Origin of the sequence: Bradyrhizobium sp. HKCCYLRH1030 (assembly GCF_051168395.1) — a bacterium.
Classification (GTDB): domain Bacteria; phylum Pseudomonadota; class Alphaproteobacteria; order Rhizobiales; family Xanthobacteraceae; genus Bradyrhizobium.
In genome coordinates this window covers 583,259-601,469 of record NZ_JBNPUY010000002.1, presented here as the reverse complement: position 1 = coordinate 601,469, position 18,211 = coordinate 583,259, and the positions used below count along the sequence as shown (strand labels likewise).

Annotated in this window: 19 protein-coding genes and 1 tRNA gene; 4 read left to right on the top strand and 16 right to left on the bottom strand. The window is 66.2% G+C overall.

The window, feature by feature from the left end; all coding sequences use genetic code 11:
• Positions 1-77 precede the first annotated feature (77 nt).
• From ACQR1E_RS08105 to rpmI, 7 genes are all read right to left on the bottom strand, one after another.
• Positions 78-1,022, bottom strand: coding sequence for an MBL fold metallo-hydrolase (locus ACQR1E_RS08105; protein WP_315750484.1), 945 nt, complete (start codon positions 1,020-1,022; stop codon positions 78-80).
• Positions 1,023-1,055: 33 nt separating this feature from the next.
• Positions 1,056-1,832 (bottom strand): sulfite exporter TauE/SafE family protein, encoded by a 777-nt coding sequence (locus ACQR1E_RS08100; RefSeq protein ID WP_315750483.1) that lies wholly within the window; start codon positions 1,830-1,832, stop codon positions 1,056-1,058.
• A complete protein-coding gene (pheT, locus tag ACQR1E_RS08095; protein WP_316166384.1) occupies positions 1,829-4,237 on the bottom strand; it encodes a phenylalanine--tRNA ligase subunit beta in 2,409 nt (802 codons plus the stop codon). Before pheT ends, ACQR1E_RS08100 begins: the two co-directional genes overlap by 4 nt.
• 16 nt (positions 4,238-4,253) lie before the next feature.
• Entirely contained in the window at positions 4,254-4,673 is a 420-nt protein-coding gene (locus ACQR1E_RS08090) for an endonuclease domain-containing protein (RefSeq protein WP_315716850.1), read from the bottom strand.
• Between the two features lie 92 nt (positions 4,674-4,765).
• Positions 4,766-5,848: a phenylalanine--tRNA ligase subunit alpha gene (gene pheS, locus ACQR1E_RS08085; RefSeq protein WP_316166383.1), complete on the bottom strand. Its 1,083-nt coding sequence runs from the start codon at positions 5,846-5,848 to the stop codon at positions 4,766-4,768.
• A 142-nt stretch (positions 5,849-5,990) separates the two neighbouring features.
• Complete coding sequence (rplT, locus tag ACQR1E_RS08080; protein ID WP_012040570.1) at positions 5,991-6,350, bottom strand: 50S ribosomal protein L20; 360 nt, start codon at positions 6,348-6,350, stop codon at positions 5,991-5,993.
• 76 nt (positions 6,351-6,426) lie between these two features.
• Positions 6,427-6,627 carry a 50S ribosomal protein L35 gene (gene rpmI, locus ACQR1E_RS08075; RefSeq protein ID WP_008539890.1) on the bottom strand — a complete coding sequence of 67 codons (201 nt, stop codon included), beginning with the start codon at positions 6,625-6,627 and terminating at the stop codon, positions 6,427-6,429.
• 261 nt (positions 6,628-6,888) lie between these two features.
• Between rpmI and ACQR1E_RS08070 the strand changes: the two genes are divergently transcribed.
• On the top strand, positions 6,889-7,269 hold the full coding sequence (locus ACQR1E_RS08070; protein ID WP_316166382.1) for a hypothetical protein: 381 nt from the start codon (positions 6,889-6,891) through the stop codon (positions 7,267-7,269).
• A 90-nt stretch (positions 7,270-7,359) separates the two neighbouring features.
• Here the strand turns inward: ACQR1E_RS08070 and infC are convergent, their stop codons facing one another.
• On the bottom strand, positions 7,360-7,899 hold the full coding sequence (infC, locus tag ACQR1E_RS08065; RefSeq protein WP_315716960.1) for a translation initiation factor IF-3: 540 nt from the start codon (positions 7,897-7,899) through the stop codon (positions 7,360-7,362).
• A 327-nt stretch (positions 7,900-8,226) separates the two neighbouring features.
• On the opposite strand from infC, the gene ACQR1E_RS08060 reads away from it, so the two are divergent.
• Positions 8,227-9,012 (top strand): alpha/beta hydrolase, encoded by a 786-nt coding sequence (locus ACQR1E_RS08060; protein WP_315716853.1) that lies wholly within the window; start codon positions 8,227-8,229, stop codon positions 9,010-9,012.
• 11 nt (positions 9,013-9,023) lie between these two features.
• Here the strand turns inward: ACQR1E_RS08060 and queG are convergent, their stop codons facing one another.
• Complete coding sequence (queG, locus tag ACQR1E_RS08055) at positions 9,024-10,208, bottom strand: tRNA epoxyqueuosine(34) reductase QueG (protein ID WP_316191544.1); 1,185 nt, start codon at positions 10,206-10,208, stop codon at positions 9,024-9,026.
• A complete protein-coding gene (locus ACQR1E_RS08050) occupies positions 10,157-10,849 on the bottom strand; it encodes a glutathione S-transferase family protein (protein WP_315716854.1) in 693 nt (230 codons plus the stop codon). Before ACQR1E_RS08050 ends, queG begins: the two co-directional genes overlap by 52 nt.
• Before the next feature lie 357 nt (positions 10,850-11,206).
• On the opposite strand from ACQR1E_RS08050, the gene ACQR1E_RS08045 reads away from it, so the two are divergent.
• Positions 11,207-12,013 (top strand): undecaprenyl-diphosphate phosphatase, encoded by an 807-nt coding sequence (locus tag ACQR1E_RS08045; RefSeq protein WP_315716855.1) that lies wholly within the window; start codon positions 11,207-11,209, stop codon positions 12,011-12,013.
• 124 nt (positions 12,014-12,137) lie between these two features.
• Here the strand turns inward: ACQR1E_RS08045 and ACQR1E_RS08040 are convergent, their stop codons facing one another.
• On the bottom strand, positions 12,138-13,106 hold the full coding sequence (locus ACQR1E_RS08040; protein WP_434896887.1) for a complex I NDUFA9 subunit family protein: 969 nt from the start codon (positions 13,104-13,106) through the stop codon (positions 12,138-12,140).
• A gap of 222 nt (positions 13,107-13,328) precedes the next feature.
• Between ACQR1E_RS08040 and ACQR1E_RS08035 the strand changes: the two genes are divergently transcribed.
• A tRNA-Leu gene (locus ACQR1E_RS08035) sits at positions 13,329-13,415 on the top strand.
• Positions 13,416-14,749: 1,334 nt separating this feature from the next.
• Here the strand turns inward: ACQR1E_RS08035 and ACQR1E_RS08030 are convergent.
• The 5 genes from ACQR1E_RS08030 to ACQR1E_RS08010 all read right to left on the bottom strand — a co-directional run bounded on the left by ACQR1E_RS08030 (position 14,750) and on the right by ACQR1E_RS08010 (position 18,195).
• Positions 14,750-15,634 (bottom strand): NAD(P)-dependent oxidoreductase, encoded by an 885-nt coding sequence (locus tag ACQR1E_RS08030; protein ID WP_434896886.1) that lies wholly within the window; start codon positions 15,632-15,634, stop codon positions 14,750-14,752.
• 31 nt (positions 15,635-15,665) lie between these two features.
• Entirely contained in the window at positions 15,666-15,824 is a 159-nt protein-coding gene (locus ACQR1E_RS08025; RefSeq protein WP_315750477.1) for a hypothetical protein, read from the bottom strand.
• Positions 15,811-16,239 carry a hypothetical protein gene (locus tag ACQR1E_RS08020; protein WP_315750476.1) on the bottom strand — a complete coding sequence of 143 codons (429 nt, stop codon included), beginning with the start codon at positions 16,237-16,239 and terminating at the stop codon, positions 15,811-15,813. The genes ACQR1E_RS08025 and ACQR1E_RS08020 overlap by 14 nt, the downstream gene beginning before the upstream one ends.
• A gap of 127 nt (positions 16,240-16,366) precedes the next feature.
• Complete coding sequence (locus ACQR1E_RS08015) at positions 16,367-17,659, bottom strand: TRAP transporter large permease (RefSeq protein WP_315716864.1); 1,293 nt, start codon at positions 17,657-17,659, stop codon at positions 16,367-16,369.
• Positions 17,650-18,195, bottom strand: a complete 546-nt coding sequence (locus ACQR1E_RS08010) for a TRAP transporter small permease (protein WP_315716865.1) — start codon at positions 18,193-18,195, stop codon at positions 17,650-17,652. Before ACQR1E_RS08010 ends, ACQR1E_RS08015 begins: the two co-directional genes overlap by 10 nt.
• Between the last annotated feature and the right edge of the window lie 16 nt (positions 18,196-18,211).

The window sequence follows — 18,211 nt, the reverse complement described above, 5'->3', positions numbered from 1 at the left end:
TGAATGGCACGGCTGCGCCTTTGCCCACCCTACGGCTGATGCAGGCGAGTTGCCGATTGAAGCACGCCCAGCCTTGGCTACACCGGCAGCTTCAATTCCATCAGGTCTTTCGCGACCACGATGCGGCCCGTGTAGTTCTTCTTCACGTCCCGCGTCCAGTCCTCGTCCGTCACTTCGGGGTCATCACCGGGCACGAAGTGGCTGAGCACCAGCACCTTCACGCCTGCAGCCGCGGCGATGCGTCCGACGTCTTCCGTGGTCGTGTGACTGTCGAGCAGGTGCTTCTTCAGCGTCGAGCCGTTCTTCGTCTTGGCGACCAGCCGATCGACCGCGGGCACATAGAGGCATTCATGCACGAGAACGTCTGCGCCCTTGGCAAACTCTGCAAGCTTCGGGTTATAGGCCGTGTCGCTCGAGAACACGATCGTGCCCTCGGGCGTCTCGAACTTGTACGCGAAGTTGTCGGTGATCGGCGGATGTGGCGTGCGGAACGCGGTCACCGTCACGTCCGCCGTCTTCAGCACGACGCCGTCCGCGTCGATATCCTTCGCGACCAGGAGTGGCCGCGGATCTGGCCGGCCTTCATCCGCGATGCGGGTGTCGACGTCGAACTTGTTGGTTTCCCAGAAGCTCCTGGTCATCGCCTCCAGGCCCTTCGGTCCGAACGACTGGATCGGCGTCGACAATCCTGCGGCCCAGGCGTTGTAGAACAGATTGCCGTATTCGAGATTGTGATCGGAATGGTGATGGCTGATCAGGATGTACTTGATCGATGGGATCGGAACCCCAGCGCTGACGAGCTGACGGCTGACGCCCATGCCGCAATCGATCACGAACGGCGTGCCGTTGACGACGACGAGATTGGCCGGATTCGAAGCGCCGACGCCGACGCGCGGGCCGCCCTTGGTGCCGAGGAAGACCATCCGCGTGCCGGTCTTCGCGCCTTGCGCGAACGCCGCGGGCGCCGCGATGGCGCCGGCCGTTCCCAGCGCGAGCTTGAGCATTGTTCGCCGATGGATCACGGTGGCCTCCCAGTCTGCTTCGTTGCAGGAAGGCTAACCCCGCCCGAGCACGCCGTCGAGGGCCGGCAGGCCGGCGATCACGGCGATTGCGATCAGCGCATAGCAGATGGCGCGGAACACCTGCTCGCTGGCGCGGCCGAACAGCGACGCGCCGAACGCGACACCGAGCGCGTAGACCGGCCCGATCAGCAGCGAAAGCTTCAGCGAATCCCAGGTGATCAGCCCGCTCATTGCGTAGCTCACCATCGCGAAGAAGTCCGATGCGCCGAAGAACAGCACGATGTTCGCCCGTGCGATCTTTGGCGGGATCGGGCGTCCCAGCCAGTAGCCGACGATCGGCGGGCCCCCGGTCTGCGCCAGTCCGCTGCAGAATCCGGAGATGCAGCCGACAACGACCGACAGCGCGGTGTACTCCCTGCCGCGATAGCGCCAGCCGGACAGCAGCAGCGCAAGCAGCCCGATCACGAAACCGGTGATGATCCAGCGGACGGTGACCGGGTCCAGCCGGCTGAGGAAATAGGTGCCCACGGGCACGCCGACCAGCGCACCCGCGACGATCACCGCGGTGGCCTTGCGGTCGGCCTCGCGCCAGGCCGGCGCCACCATCGGGGCCATCGAGACGAAATCGATCACCAGCAGCAGCGGCGCGACCAGACGGGGCGTCGCAAAGCTGCTCGCGAGCGGCATGAAGATCAGTGCTGCGCCGAAGCCGGAGAAGCCGCGCGCGGTTGCGGCAATGAAGGCGACGATCGCCAGCGCGATCGTCGCGAACAGGCTGAGATCGGCAGGGATGAGCCCGGAGAGGCTCATCCGCGCAACGTGCCGCCGGTCTTCTTGGCTACGTCGGCCGTGATCTTCGCCGCGACCGCGTCGATCTCCTCGTCGGTCATGGTCTTGTCGCGTGGCTGCAGGGTCACGGCGATCGCGATCGACTTCTTGCCGTCCTCGATGCCCTTGCCCTCGTAGACGTCGAACACGGTGACATCGGTGATCAGCTTCTTGTCGACGCCCTGCGCGGCGCGGACGATGTCGCCGGCCTTGACCTTGCGATCGACGATGAAGGCGAAGTCGCGCGACACCGGCTGGAATGCCGAGAGCTCCAGCACCGGCTTGGCGCGGGTCGGCTTCGCCTTGGCCGCCGGAATGCGATCCAGGATCACCTCGAAGGCGACCAGTGGCCCGTCCGCCTTCAGCGCCTCCAGCGTGCGCGGATGCAGCTCGCCGAAATGCCCGAGCACGTTCTGCGGGCCCATCTGGATCGTGCCGGAGCGCCCCGGATGCATCCAGGCCGGCCCGCCGGCGACGATCTGCAGCGAGGCCATCGGCGCGCCGGCCGCCGCGAGCACCGCGAGCGCATCGGCCTTGGCGTCATACGCGTTGGCCGGCTGCGATCCCGTCCAATGCCGGCCGAGTCCCTTCGCCGGCGCGATGCCGCGGCGGATGCCGCTCGCGGCCACGAACTGATCCGTGGGGCCATCGCCCTTGAAGACCTGCCCGACCTCGAAGATCGCGGCATCGCCGAAGCCGCGATCGGCATTGGCCTGCACCGTCGCGGTCAGGCCCGGCAACAGGCTCGGGCGCATGTCCGAGAGATCGGCCGCGATCGGATTGGCGAGAGCGAGCTCGGCCTTGCCGCCGCCGAACAATTCGGCGGCCGGCTTGGAGATGAATGACCACGTCACGGCTTCGACCATGCCGCGCGCGGCCAGCGCGCGCTTGGCGCGCCGCGTGCGCAATTGCAGCGGCGTCAGCACCGGCTTGCGCGGGGCGTCGCCGCGCTCGAACGGCGTCATAGGCACCTTGTCGACGCCGACGATGCGCACGACTTCCTCGACGATATCGGCCTTGCCGTGCACGTCGCTGCGCCAGGACGGCACCGCGACCTTCACGATGGGGCCGTTGCCGGCGACCACGAAGCCGAGATGCGTCAGGATCCGCCGCATCTCGGTCAGCGGCACCTCGATGCCCGCCAGCCGCTTCACCTCGGTCAACGGGAAGTCGACGATGCGGTCATCGCCGAACGGATTGCCGACGACGACAGTCTCCGACGGCGTGCCGCCACACAGGTCGAGCACGAGCTTGGTCGCCATCTCCAGGCCCGGCACCATGAAGGCCGGATCGACGCCGCGCTCGAAGCGGTAGCGCGCGTCGGAATTGATGCCGAGCTTGCGGCCGGTCTGGGCGATGTTGATCTCGTTCCACAGCGCCGATTCGATCAGCACGTCGGTGGTGCCTTCATCGCAGCCCGAAGCCTCGCCGCCCATGATGCCGGCGAGCGATTCGACGCCGGAATCGTCGGCGATGACGCACATCGAATGGTCGAGCGTGTAGGTACGGCCGTCGAGCGCGAGCAGGGTCTCGCCGTCACGCGCGCGGCGGACGACCAGATTGCCCTTCACCTTCTTGGCGTCGAACACATGCAGCGGACGCGCGCGGTCGAAGGTCATGTAGTTGGTGATGTCGACCAGCGCGTTGATCGGGCGTAGGCCGATCGATGTGAGGCGCTGCTGCAGCCACTTCGGCGACGGGCCGTTCTTGACGCCGCGCACCAGCCGCAGCGCGAAGCCCGGACACAGCTTCTCGTCCTCGACCGTGACCTTCACCGGGCAGGGGAGCTCGCCCTTCACCGGCTTGATGCCGGGATCTTTCAGCTTGCCCATGTCGGCGGCGGCGAGGTCGCGGGCGATGCCGTGCACGCCGGTGCAGTCCTGGCGGTTCGGCGTCAGGTTGATCTCGAATTGGGGATCGCCGAGCCCAGCCCATTCGGCGTAGGGGGTGCCGATCGGCGCATCCGCCGGCAGCTCCATGATGCCGTCGTGATCGTCGGAGATCTGCAGCTCGGCCGCCGAGCACAGCATGCCGCGGCTCTCGACGCCGCGGATCGTGCCGACCGACAGCGTGATGTTCTTGCCGGGGATGTAGGTGCCCGGCGGCGAGAACACCGACACCAGTCCCGCGCGCGCATTCGGCGCGCCGCACACCACCTGCACCGGCGCGCCACCGTCGCCGGTGTCGACCATGCAGACCCGCAGCCGGTCCGCATTCGGATGCTGCTCGGCGGAGACGACGCGCGCGATTTTGTACGGCGCGAGCAGCTTCGCCTTGTCCTCGAGATGCTCGACCTCGAGGCCGATCATCGTGAGCTTGTTGGCGAGCGTCTCGACCGACTCGTCGGTGTCGAGATGGTCCTTCAGCCAGGACAGCGTGAATTTCATGGCTCTTTCCGCTGATTCAGTCCCGTTCCCTCCCCCGCTTGCGGGGGAGGGTCAGGGTGGGGGCTCTCGCCGCAATGGCAGCGGCAATGGTTTCAAGAACGCCGGCGCGATTGGCCAGGACGTCGTTATTGGCAAAGCGCAGGATGTGAAATCCTTTGGCTTCGATCGCAGCTGAGCGTGAAGCGTCGCGCTGTTCGCCTTCAGTTGAGAAGTGCTGTCCGCCATCGAGCTCGATGACGAGACGTGCGGTGTGGCAGACGAAGTCGACGATGTAGCGGTCGATCGGGACCTGACGGCGAAAGCCCGCGCCGAGCAGGCGATGGCCGCGCAGCTCGGACCATAATATTCTCTCGGCATCCGTCGAGTTTTGGCGGAGGGCGCGCGCATTCGTTCGAAGCTTCGGCGAGACTGTCCAGATGGGCTTCTCGTCGTCCATCGACACCTCCTGCGCGGAGAGACCCCCACCCCAGCCCTCCCCCGCAAGCGGGAGAGGGAGTTCGAGCGTTTGCTGAGAGAGGGCGAGGCTCATCACGAACTCAGCCCTCCGGCCAAGGTCGGGACCTCCAACGGCTTGAAGCCGTAATGCGACAGCCAGCGGACGTCGCCGTCGAACAGCTGGCGCAGGTCGCTCATGCCGTATTTCAGCATCGCGATGCGGTCGATGCCCATGCCCCAGGCAAAGCCCTGGTATTCGTCGGGATCGATGCCGCAGGCGCGCAGCACGTTCGGGTGCACCATACCGCAGCCGAGAATCTCCAGCCAGTCCTCGCCCTCGCCGAAGCGGATCTCGCCCTTGTCGCGGCGGCACTGGATGTCGACCTCAAGAGACGGCTCGGTGAACGGGAAGAACGACGGCCGGAATTTCATGTTGATGTGGTCGACCTCGAAGAACGCCTTGCAGAACTCATGCAGGATCCATTTGAGGTGACCGAGATGCGAGCCCTTGTCGATGACGAGGCCCTCGACCTGGTGGAATTGCGGCGTGTGGGTCGCGTCCGAATCGATGCGATAGGTGCGGCCCGGGCAGATCACGCGGATCGGCGGCTTCTGGCTGAGCATGGTCCGCACCTGCACCGGCGAGGTGTGGGTTCGCAGCAGCATGCGCGAGCCGTCCGGCTTCGGATTGAAGAAGAACGTGTCGTGCATCTCCCGCGCCGGATGGCCTTCCGGGAAGTTCAGCTTGGTGAAGTTGTAGTCGTCGGTCTCGACGTCGGGACCTTCCGCGATCGAAAAGCCCATATCGGCGAAGATCGTGGTCAGCTCGTCCATCACCTGGCTGAGCGGATGGATGCGGCCGGTCTCGGCCGGCGAATCCTGCAGCGGCAGGGTGACGTCGATGGTCTCGGCGGCGAGACGGGCGTCGAGCGCGGCGGCCTTGAGGACGTCGCGCCGCGCGGCCAGCGCCTGCGTGACCTTGTCCTTGGCGAGGTTGATCGCGGCGCCTTGCGTCTTGCGTTCGTCCGGCGACATCTTGCCGAGGGTCGCCAGCAGCGCCGAGATCGAGCCCTTCTTGCCGAGGGCTGCGACGCGGACGGCTTCCAGCGCGGCTTCATCGCCGGCGGCGGCGATCTGGTCGAGGATCGAGGTTTCGAGCGAAGCGAGGTCGGACACGGGCAAAATCTCCGCGGGACAAAAGGCGGCTGGGTTGTCGCCGCGCGGGCGACAGGGGTCAAGCGAAGGATTGATGTCGCCGGATAGCAAAAAGCGGCCGAGAGCATCGGCCGCTTTTGAAATCCTCACGATGCGGAGGCGATCAGGCGGCGAGCGCCGCCTTGGCCTTCTCAACGATCGCCTGGAACGCGGCGGGCTCGTTGATCGCGAGATCCGACAGCACCTTGCGGTCGACGGTGATGCCGGACTTCGACAGGCCGTCGATAAATCGGCTGTAGGTGAGCTCGAAGGGACGCACGGCGGCGTTCAGGCGCTGGATCCAGAGCGCGCGGAAGGTGCGCTTCTTGCGCTTGCGATCGCGGAACGCATACTGGCCGGCCTTCTCGACGGCCTGCTTGGCGGTGCGGATCGTGTTCTTGCGGCGGCCGTAATAGCCCTTGGCGGCCTTGAAGACTTTCTTGTGCTTGGCGTGGGCGGTCACACCGCGTTTGACGCGAGACATGCCGGAAATCCTTGGATTCAGAGATGACGATCAGCCGCGGCTTTGAGGCGGCCAGGGTTCGGACGCGAGAGGCCGGTCAGGCGTTCGGCAAGAAGTACTTCTTGACGTTGTCGCCGTCGGTCTTGAACAGCACGCGGGTGCCGCGCAGCTGCCGGATCTGCTTCTTCGTCCGCTTGATCATGCCGTGGCGCTTGCCGCGCTGGGCGTGCATCACTTTGCCGGTGGCAGTCACCTTGAAGCGCTTTTTGGCGCCGGATTTGGTCTTCAGCTTGGGCATTTGGCTCTCCTTGATGCCAACGGCAAGCCGCCCGCTAGAGCGGCGCCATCTGGCGAAAATGCTCGTTAGAGCGTTGGTTGTGCTCAGGTTTCGGGTCCAAACGAGGACCCACCCGCACAGAAACATCGCCACGGCAGCCCTTGATCAGCCGGGCGACGAAGGCCGCGCTTATGCCAGAGACAAAGCCTGTTGGCAACGTCGAACCACGGAATCAGCTATTCCGACCCATGATCAGCCGACCATGACAGTCGAGGATCGACCATGACCCGCCTCATTCGCCGCGCCATCTCCGTCGCCTTCACGACCGCGCTGCTGACGGGCCTCGCGGGCCTGACGGCAAGGCCGGCGCACGCTGCCGGCTTCGATGGCGCCTGGACCGTGCTCATCATCACCGAGGCCGGCAGTTGCGACCAGGGTTACAGCTTCCCGATCCGGATCAGCGGCGGCCGGGTCCTCTCGAACAGCACCGCCAACATTACCGGCTCGGTTGGCCGCGGCGGCGCCGTCACTGTGCGGGTATCCCAGGGTGGTGCCTCGGCCAGCGGCACCGGCCGGCTTGGCGCCACGTCCGGCGTCGGCCGCTGGAGCGGCAAAGGCTCGTCCGGGACCTGCAGGGGGCGGTGGCAGGCGACGCGGTCCTGACCCGGGCCCGCAAGAGCGGTCCTGACGGGCGCAAGAGAAAAGCCCGCCAAACGCGTGGCGGGCCCGGCTTCAGGTGTCGGCGTGCTGGACTTAGCGCGGCGCCAGAACCATGACCACCTGACGTCCCTCGAACCTGGCGTCCTGCTCGACCTTGGCGAACGCCGCCACGTCGGACTTCACCTTGTCGAGCAGCTTGGTGCCGATCTCCTGGTGCGCCATTTCGCGGCCGCGATAGCGCAGCGTGATCTTGACCTTGTCGCCCTCTTCGAAGAACCGCTGCATCGCGCGCATCTTCACGTCGTAGTCGTGGTCGTCGATCATTGGGCGGAGCTTGATCTCCTTGATCTCGACGACCTTCTGCTTCTTGCGGGCCTCGGCGGCCTTCTTCTGCGCCGAATATTTGTACTTCCCGTAGTCCATGATCTTACAGACGGGAGGCGAGTTGTTCGGCGAAATCTCGACCAGATCCATGCCGGCATCAGCGGCCATCTTGATCGCGACAACGGTCTCGACGACACCACGGTTGGTGCCTTCGGCATCGATCAGCTGGATCTGCGCATTGCGAATCTCATCATTGGTACGCGGCCCGTCTTTGACGGCAGCGGGCGGGGCTCGATTGGGGCGGCGAATGGGTAGTGCTCCAAGGTTGTGGAAGAAGGCGGCTAGTTTGAAGGAAGATGCTTTCGCGGGCAAGGTCGCAACGGTCCGGTGCGTCGAAATTCCGCCCGGTCGTCGCGGCTCCTGCGTCGCATGCGCGAGACTTGCGCGTCGGTGCATTCCCCCAAGGAAGCCACACGGCCGAGAATTGCGATCAAACTCGCGCTTTTTCGGGCCCTCGTGGTTCCGCCGGGGGACATAGAGTGCGCGGCGCGCTTTCGCAAGCGGCTGCGTCGGGCCGCGCCGATTGACGGAAACGGCCGGTTCGCCCACACAACACCCGACAGCGAGTAACGATCCATGAACCCTGCTGCAGAAAATGCCGATCCGCCCGTCTTCGTCGCCGTCGGCGCGGGCGAATCGTCGCGCCGGATCGCGGTGCGGGCGCGGCCAGGCCGTCCGCCCGGGCTGTTCTGGCTCGGTGGCTTCAATTCCGACATGAAAGGCACCAAGGCCCTGGCCCTCGACGCCTGGGCCGCCGAGCGCGGCCGCGCCTGCGTCCGCTTCGACTATTCCGGGCACGGCGAATCCGGCGGGCGCTTCGTCGACGGCACCATCAGCCGCTGGCTCGAGGAGAGCGTCGCGGTGTTCCGGCAATTCTGCCGCGGACCCCAGGTCGTGATCGGTTCCTCGATGGGCGGCTGGATGGCGCTGCTGCTGGCGCGCGAGCTGCTCAAGGACCCGGCCGAAGCAACGCTGGCGGGCCTGGTCCTGATCGCCCCGGCGCCCGATTTCACCGAGGAGCTGATGTGGAAGGGCTTTGCGCCGGCGGTCCGGACCGAGATCGAAACCAACGGCGTCTGGATGCGTCCGTCGGAGTACGGCGAGCCCTATCCCATCACCCGGGCGTTGATCGAGGACGGGCGCAACCATCTCCTGCTCGGCGCTGCCATCAAGGTCGGCTGCCCGGTGCGCATCCTGCAGGGCGCGCAGGACCGCGACGTCCCCTGGCAGCATGCGTTCGCACTGACCCACCGCCTGCCGGCCGAAGACGTGGTGCTGACCATGATCCAGGACGGGGACCACCGGCTGTCGCGTCCGCAGGACATCACGCGTATGCTGGCCGCCGTCGGCGAGATGGGCTGACGCGGCCCGCTTCAGCATCGCGCCTGCCATTCCGCGCGGACGCTCTCGTCGGTCTCCGACGTCAGCGCCGCCTCCGCACGTCGCGCGTAAGCAGCCTCGTCGAGCAGCCCAGCGAGCGCCCAGGCGGCGGCACCGCGCACCAGCGGACTCGGATCGGCGGCCAGCCGCTCGGCTGACGACGTCAGCGCCACATCGCCGGAGTTGCCGATCGCGATCAGCACGTTGCGCAGGAAGCGGTCGCGGCCGATGCGCTTGATCGGCGATTTCGCGAACAGTGCGCGGAACGCGGCATCGTCGAGCGCCGCCAGCTCCGCCAGCGAAGGCGCGCGCAACGCGTCGCGCGCCGCCAGCTTCGCCTCGCGTCCCGCCTGCGCGAACTTGTTCCAGGGACAGGCGGCGAGGCAGTCGTCGCAGCCATAGATGCGGTTGCCCAGCGCCTTGCGGAACTCGCGCGGGATCGGCCCCTTGTTCTCGATCGTCAGATACGAGATGCAGCGCCGCGCATCGAGGCTGTAGGGGGCCGGGAACGCCGCGGTCGGGCAGCTGTCGAGGCAGGCCCGGCACGAGCCGCAATGATCCCGCTCCGGCGCGTCCGCCGGCAGCGCCAGCGTCGTGTAGATGGCGCCGAGGAACAGCCAGGAGCCGAAGCCGCGCGACACCAGGTTGGTGTGCTTGCCCTGCCAGCCGAGCCCGGCCGCTTCGGCCAGCGGCTTCTCCATGACGGCCGCGGTGTCGACGAACACCTTCACATCACAGCCGGCCTGCGCGACCAGCCAGCGAGCGAGCGCCTTGAGGTTCTTCTTGATGACGTCGTGATAATCGTCCCCGCGGGCATAGACCGAAATCGCAGCATTGCTGCGCCGGGACAGGACCGCGCGAGGGTCCTCGTCGGGGCCGTAATTGACGCCGAGCATGATGATGCTGCGGACCTCGCGCCACAGCGTGGTGGGATCGGTGCGGCGGGACGGCTCGCGCGCCAGCCAGTCCATGTCGCCGTGCTGGCCGGCGGCGAGGAAGCGTTCGAACGCAGCGGCCCGTTCGGCACTCACGACCGGGGCGGTGATACCGACGACATCGAAGCCCAGCCGTTGCGCCTCGGCGGCCAGCGCCGCCTTCAACGTCTCCGGCGTGGGCCTAGCGGCGCTCAGAAGTCCAGATCCACATAGGTCCGCGACGCCGGCACGCCCGCCAGCCAGTCGGAGAGCAGCGGCCGGAACGACGGCCGCGACTTCACCCGCGCGTACCACGCCTTCGCGGCGTCGTCCTCGATCCATGGCACGTCGCCCAGATAGTCGATCGCCGACAGATGCGCGGCGGCGGCGAGGTCGGCATAGGTCAGGCGGTCGCCGGCCAGGAAATTGCGCCGCTGCGCCAGCCAGCCGATATAGGCGAGATGATAGCGCACATTGGTCTTGGCGGCGCGAATCACGTCGGTCGACGGCGGCCCGCCGCCATCCTCCTCGCTCATGAAGCGCTTGTAGATGCGCTCGGTGACCAGCAGGTTCGAGGCCTCCTCGAAGAACTTGGTGTTGAACCAGTCCATCAGCCGGCGCACCTCGATGCGCTCGGCCGCCGAGGCCGGCATCAGCCGGCGATCACCCATCTCGGGCCCGCAGGTCTCGTCGATGAATTCGGCGATCACGCCGACACCGGGCACCGGCGGCAGGCCTTCGACCGACAGCACCGGCGTGGTGGCCGCGGGATTGAGCACGAGAAACGCCTCGCGGCGCTCCCAGGCGCGTTCCTCCACCAGGCGCAGATCGAGCCCGTATTCGCCGAGCACCAGCCGGACGAAGCGTGAATGCGGGCAGAAGGGATGGTGGTAGAGCGTGTACATGGAGCCTTTCGACGATTCCGCGGCTACGGCGCTTAACGAACAATCAACCATCGGTTCGCACCGACGCCTCGTCCCGATACCGGCGCGCGGGTGCGCTCGCGAATCGGACCATTAGCGCATGGTCGGCGAAAGTGTAAGCAGTAGGGCGACGGGCGGTCATGCGGGAAACGACGCTTTCGGGAACAGCGATCAGCGCGCCCGATCCGCCGTCCGGCATTGCCCCGTTCTGATTCGCATGGCCGATCACACGCCGGTTCATTCATCGGATGTGGCCGGTTCGAGCGCTTTTTGCAATTGCGGGCGCGGGCCGAATAGGCGAGAAGGGCGGCGTTTTGCCGGCCATCCAGGATCCGATCAATGATGTCAGATACGCTGCGGGCGGTGCTTCTCGGCATCGTCGAGGGCGTCACCGAGTTTCTTCCCGTATCCTCGACGGGCCATCTGCTGCTCGCCGAGCGCTTTTTCGGGCTCGGCGACGAGGGGTTCTGGAAGAGCTTTGCGATCCTGATCCAGCTCGGCGCCATCCTCGCCATCGTCGCGCTGTACTTCTTCAAGCTGTACCGCGTCGCGATCGGCGCGCTGACGAACCCTGACGACCGCCGCTTCATCATCGGCGTGCTGATCGCCTTCCTGCCCGCGGTCATCATCGGCCTCATCGCCGGCAAGTACATCAAGGCGCTCCTGTTCGATCCCTGGGTCGTGTGCTTCTCGCTGATCGTCGGCGGCGCCATCCTGCTGTGGGTCGATCAGATCGATCTCAAGCCGCGGGAGCACGACGCCACGCGCTATCCGCTGATGATGTATCTGTGGATCGGCGTCGCGCAGTGCGTCGCGATGATCCCCGGCGTGTCGCGCTCCGGCGCCACCATCGTGGCGGCGATGCTGCTCGGCGGCGACAAGCGCTCGGCCGCGGAGTTCTCCTTCTTCCTGGCGATCCCGACCATGGTCGGCGCCTTCGTCTACGACTTCTACAAGAGCCGCGCCGAGATGACGGCGGACCATCTCGGTTTGATCGCGATCGGCTTCGTCGTCTCCTTCATCACCGCGATGATCGTGGTGAAGGCTTTCCTCGGCTACGTCACCCGCCACGGCTTCGTGCTGTTCGCCTGGTGGCGCGTCATCGTCGGCACCCTCGGCCTGATCGCGCTGGCGCTGGGGAAGTGAGCTGAGCCCCAGCTCCATCCACCGTCATTGCGAGCGTAAGCGAAGCAATCCAGTGTGGTGTCCGCGACTCTGGATTGCTTCGTCGCTTCGCTCCTCGCAATGACGAGGACCAGCAGTTGTGGCCTCACGCGTTCTTGCGCTGGAACTGGCCGGACGGACGGAAGCGCCACAGATATTGCGGGGCGATCGCCTCGAGCGAATCCGGCGTGATGCCGAGGCCCTGCAGCGTCAGCCCCGCCGCCTTCGCCGCTTCCGACACCACGTTGTCATGACGCAGCAGCTCGACCTGGTCCGGCGTCAGCTTCAGCGGCCCCGGCGCGAACTGCAGGGTTGCGGCCTGCAGTTTGGCGAGCCCGAACGGCAGCGGCAGCAGCGCGCGGTCGCGGTCGGTGATGTCGAGGATGATTTTCAGGATCTCCCGGAAGCTCAGCACCTCGGGCCCGCCGAGCTCGTAGGTCGCGCCCGGCTGCGCCTTGCCGTCGACCGCGTCGGCCACCGCGGTGGCGACGTCGCCGACATAGACCGGCTGCATCTTCGTCTCGCCGCCGCCGATCAGCGGCAGGAACGGCGAGATCCGGGCGAGCCCCGCAAAGCGGTTGGTGAACTGGTCCTCGGGGCCGAACACGACCGAGGGGCGCATGATCACGGCCTCGGGCACCGCAGCCAGCACGGCGGCCTCGCCGGCCGCCTTGGCGCGGGCATAGCTCGACGCCGACTCTGCGTCGGCGCCGATCGCCGAGACGTGCACCATGCGGGCGCCAGCGGCGGCCGCCGCCTTGGCGACGGTGGCGGCGCCCTCGGCCTGCACGGCCTCGAAGGTCTGCGCGCCGCTCTCGGTCAGGACGCCGACGAGGTTGATCGCGACATGGCTGTCACGCAGCGCCGATGCGACCGAGTCGGGATAGCGCAGATTGGCCTGTACGGCGTGGATCTGGCCGACCCGGCCGAGCGGCTGCAGGTGGCCGGCGAGCTCCGGCCGGCGCACCGCGACGCGGATGCGATAGTCGCGCTTGGCCAGCGCCCGGACCACGTTGCGCCCGACGAAGCCGGAGCCGCCGAAGACGGTAACCAATGTGTCCAGATTCGATGCCATGGAATGAGTCCTGGGATTGCCGGGCGGTCGGTCCGCCCCGGACGAGATAGCTGTCAGCGGCGATTCGCACCCCGCGGCCCGCCATCCTGGGCCGCTGTATAGCCCATCGCCCGCGCCGCGGAAAAGGGAGCCGTATTTTTGCGCATGGGGTGAGAAAAATTGTCATCTTGGGCGTTCAGCGGTTTGACAAGCGCCCGTTCGATCCGTACACAGCGCCCCCATGCCCAGGTGGCGGAATTGGTAGACGCGCTGGCTTCAGGTGCCAGTGGCTTAACGGCCGTGAAGGTTCGAGTCCTTTCCTGGGCACCATTTTTGGTGGTGACCTCCCCCGTACAAGAGATCTGCGACGGACGAGCGCGCTGATGCGCGTTGCGGTCGAATAGAGGTCGGTGTCGATTGGGCCGATGTCTTCGACACGTCGGCCTCACGCGTTTCACCGAGATTGCGAACGATTTTGCTTCGGGCATCCGTGATGCCGCTGCTGCCGGCTGCGAGCCTCCACCCTCCCCTGGAGGGGGAGGGTCGATCGCACGCGAAGCGGGCGAGCGGGGTGGGGTGATCTCTCCACGCACGCCAGCGCCAGAGGAGAGATCACCCCACCCCGCCTCACGTTTCGCTTCGCTCTCCGTGAAGCGACCCTCCCCCTCCAGGGGAGGGTGGGCACCGCCTTCGTGTTGAGTGATCACCATGACCGCCGTGGTCTTTCTCGTTCAGGGCAAGACCTATCAGCCTCGCGGCGCGCTTTGCGCCCGAGCTGTGCTGATCGTCTCGCCCTCGAAATCATGAGGGCGCAGGGAGAGCCGGGTGCCGACCGCACCCATGGCCCGCCAGCGAAGGAAAATGCTGGCGGCAGGAACCACAGGTACGCGCCGGATCATCCGGCCCTCCCTGCGCGATTGGTTTTAACGGCTGCTTCGCGTTCTCCCTGGTGCGCCGGGCTTGTTGGCCACCATCCCCACGCGAAGCGAAAGCTTCGTCATGAGTTGATATCAGCGTCGGGATATCAGGACCGCGCGACTTGACCGTGCGTGCATCCTTGTTCGTCCGCGCGAACTCAATCACGCTGCAACGACACACGCCCATCGCATCCCACTGCCAACGTCTCGTGACGGTCGCGACACGCCCCTCATGCGGCAGCAGGGACGCGCGGAAATGTGCAGGTGATTTGCCCGACGGCGCAAGCCCGGATGCTGCGACAGACTGGCACGACGGGCAATTTGCGCATGACAGGCATGCCATCTCCACCGTGATTGCGAGCGAAGCAATCCAGAGCCACGGGTGTCGCCCGGGATCGCTTCGTCGCTTCGCTCCTCACAATGATGGTGGTGAGCACTACGCCCCGAGCTGGCTTAGGAGCAACCTCACCTATCAACTTGCATTGGCGCACAGGATTAGCACGTGAGTTCGGCGCAGAGCTTTCGCTTCACCACCGGTGTCGTCCCCACGAACGCGGGGACCCATACCACGCAGGCGGTACGTTCCGCGCGACTCGTCGCAGCCGGTGACCATCTGTCTCGGATCGGCGCCCGCCGACGCGTTGCGTCGGCGAGCTTATCGGCGACGACAGAGGATGCCGTTGTCAGCTGGCCGTCACAGGCGCAGTTCGCCCGTCCAGGGCAGGCCGACAAAGCCCGATGGGCGGGTCATGCCGTGCGTGATGCCGCGATCACGCGCGCCAGCACTGGCCAATACAGATCGCCATAGCCCGCCTCGATCGCCTCTCCGAGTCGCCTGTCGGCAAGCTCCGCGCCCGGCAGGTCGATCTGCACGGACCTGGCGAGATCGAGAGCATAGCCGATGTCCTTGCGCGCATATTCGGTCGAGAACGCCCGCTCCGGATATGTGTCGGGCAGCATCGCCTTCATGCCGTGGTTGCGCAGCGCGAAGCTGTCGGCCGAGCCTTTGGCCAGGGTCTCGAACAGCAGCGTGGCATCGAGGCCAGCGCGCTTGGCAGTCTCCAGCGCTTCGCCGAGCGCCACCACGGTCTGCATCAGCACCATGTTGTTGAGGATCTTCACGACCTGGCCGGCGCCCACGCCGCCGCAATGGGTGATGTCGGTCGCGAACATCGCGAACAGCGGCCGCAGTCTCTCGAACGTCGCCGCGTCGGCCCCCACCATCACGCTCAGCGTGCCGTCCTCGGCCGCCTGCCGGGTGCGGGCGATCGGCGCATCCGCGTAGGCGGCGCCCTTGGCCGCGAAACGCTCGGCGAGCTCCCGGCTGGCCTGCACCGGCGAGGTGCCGAGGTCCACGATGGTGTGACGCGCCTCCACGTGGCGGAGCAGGCCGTCATCGCCGTCGCACACCGCTTGGACATGCTTGCCGCTCGGCAACGCTATGAAGATCACGTCGGTCTGGCGCGCCAGCTCCGCGAGCGACACGGCACGCTTGACGCCGACGGCGGCGAGGCGCTGCAGCGGCGCGTCCGCACGATCGAAGCCGAGCACCGGGACGCCTGACTTGAGGGCTAGGTTGCGGCACATCGGCTCGCCCATGACGCCTAACCCGATAAATCCGATCGCCCCCATTGCAAGTTCCTCTTCATTCGGACCTGCCTGTTCAATCGACCATGGCGCCGCGCTGCAGGTTGGCCCAGTCCCGTTCCGGATAGTCGTCTGAATAGTCGCAGGTGTCGATCGAGCAGACGATCCTACCGCTCATGCCGGTGACACGGATCTCGTCGCCGAGCCTGGCGATCTGACCGTCAGGGGAGCGCATCTGGTTCGTCCTTGCGCTCGGGACCGGGTGGGTTGCGAAAAGGATACACGGTGATGCCGATAGCCGCGCCGAGCGTTGCGATCCGCAGCAGCAGGTCGGCGGGGATGGTGGTGTCGAGCGCGGGGAAGTCGCGGCCGCCTTCGAAGCCATAGGAGAACGTGCGCGACGTGCAGCTGTCCCACAGCTCCCTCGGGGTCTGGGGCAGCGATTCGATCAGCGTAAGGAATTGCTCGGTGGATGTGGTCGGATGCGGGGATCCTGTATCGTTGATCTCCAGCACCAGCAGAAACTCCTGCTCATGCTCCTCATGATGCAGGACATGCGCGTTCTGATGCAGATGCGCGATCAGCGGCGAGAAGTCGGACTTCGACTTCAGGACGAGATCGAGATTCAGGAAATGCGAGAGTGCGGCCATGCTCGCTCGCGCGGGTTGCTGCGGACGACGGGTGTCGAAGCTCCGCGAGCGCTAGCGGCAAGTCGGGACCGAACGCATCGGGATGCGGCCAAGGTTCGCCGGCCGAAGCCGGCGAACCTTCAGACCGCTATCCCTTATACCCCATCAGCAGCCGCGGCAGCCACAGCGAGAACGCCGGCACGTAGGTCACGAACATCAGGGCGGCGATCAGGGCGGCGTAGAACGGCAGGATGGTGCGCATGACGGCGCCGACCGAGATGCCGCCGATGGCGCAGCCGACGAACTGCGTGGTGCCGACCGGCGGGGTGTTGAGGCCCAGCGCGCAGTTGATCAGCATCAGCATGCCGAACTGCACCGGATCCATGCCCGCCTTCATCGCGATCGGCAGGAAGATCGGGGTGCAGATCAGGATGGTCGCCGCCATGTCCATGAACGTGCCGAGCAGGAACAGGATGACGTTGATCAGCAGGAAGATCATCCAGGGCTGCGTCGACACCTTGCTCATCAGGTCGCCGGCGAAATCGGCGACCTCGTACAATCCCATCAGGTACTGGAACATGGTGGAGACGCCGATCAAGAGCAGCACCACGCCGGTCGTCTTGACCGCCTTGGCGGCGGCCCGCAGGAAGTTCTGCAAGGTCATCGTGCGGTAGATGAAGAACGTCAGCAGGATCGTGTAGGTGACGGCGACGGCCGCGGACTCGGTGGCCGTGAACACGCCGGACAGGATGCCCGCCAGGATGATGCCGACGATCAAGAGGCCGGGCAGCGCCGCGGCGAACGAGCGGAACACCTCCGCCCAGCCGGGAAACTTGCCCGCGGGATAGCCGCGCTTCACCGCGACCGCGTAGGCCGCGACCAGCATGCAGACCATCAGCACGAGCGCCGGCAGAAGACCGGCGGCGATCAGCGCGCCGATCGACACCTTGCCGCCGGCGGCGAGCGCATAGATGATCATGTTGTGGCTGGTCGGCATCAGAGCGCCGACCAGCGAGGCGTGGGTGGTGACGTTGACGGCGTAGTCGGTGTCGAACCCTTCCTTCTTCATCATCGGGATCATCACCGCGCCCATCGCCGACACGTCCGCCACGGGCGAGCCGGAGACGCCGCCGAACAGCGTGCAGGCGACGACGTTCGACATGCCGAGCCCGCCGCGGATGTGACCGACGAGATTCTTGGCGAGCTGCACGATCTTGTCGGCGACGCCGCCATGCAGCATCAGCTCGCCGCTGAAGACGAAGAACGGGATGGCGAGGAACGAGAAGATGTTCATCCCCGACATCATCTGCTGGAAGATGACGGCAACCGGCAGGCCTTCATAGAGGATGGTGCAGATCGCCGAGAGGCCGATCGCAAACGCAACGGGAACGCCGAGGACCAGGAAGCCGAAGAAGGTGACGCCGAGAATAATCAGTTCCATGAGGGGACGACCTCTTCGCCGCGCAAGAGAGCAATGATGTGCTCGATGGAAAACATGACGATCAGGATTCCCGAAGCGATCAGCGGCACGTAGCGGACGACTTCGGGCAGGCCGAGATTGGCGATCTTCACGGTGCCCACGGAGGCGCCGAGGATCCAGCCGTTGTAGGCCATCGCGACGCCGAACATCGCGACCAGCACGTGGATGACGAGCTCGATCTTTTCCCGCATATGATCCGGCAGCATCACGAGGAGGCTGTCCATGCCGATATGGCCGGCGTCGCGAACGCCGACGGCGGCGCCGATCAGCGTGACATAGAGGATCAGGACCAGCGCCAGGTTCTCGGTCCAGGTCGGGCTGGAGTTGAGAACGTAGCGTCCGAACACCTGGTAGAAGACGATGGTGACGATGACGAGCAGGCCGGCGACGGACAGATACATGCCGACGCGCGCGATGACGGCGTTGATCCGCGAGAGCAGGCCGGTCGACGGACGTCCCTCCTGCTGCTCGTGGTCTCCGACATGTGGATCTGTCATTCCCGTCCCTCCCCTG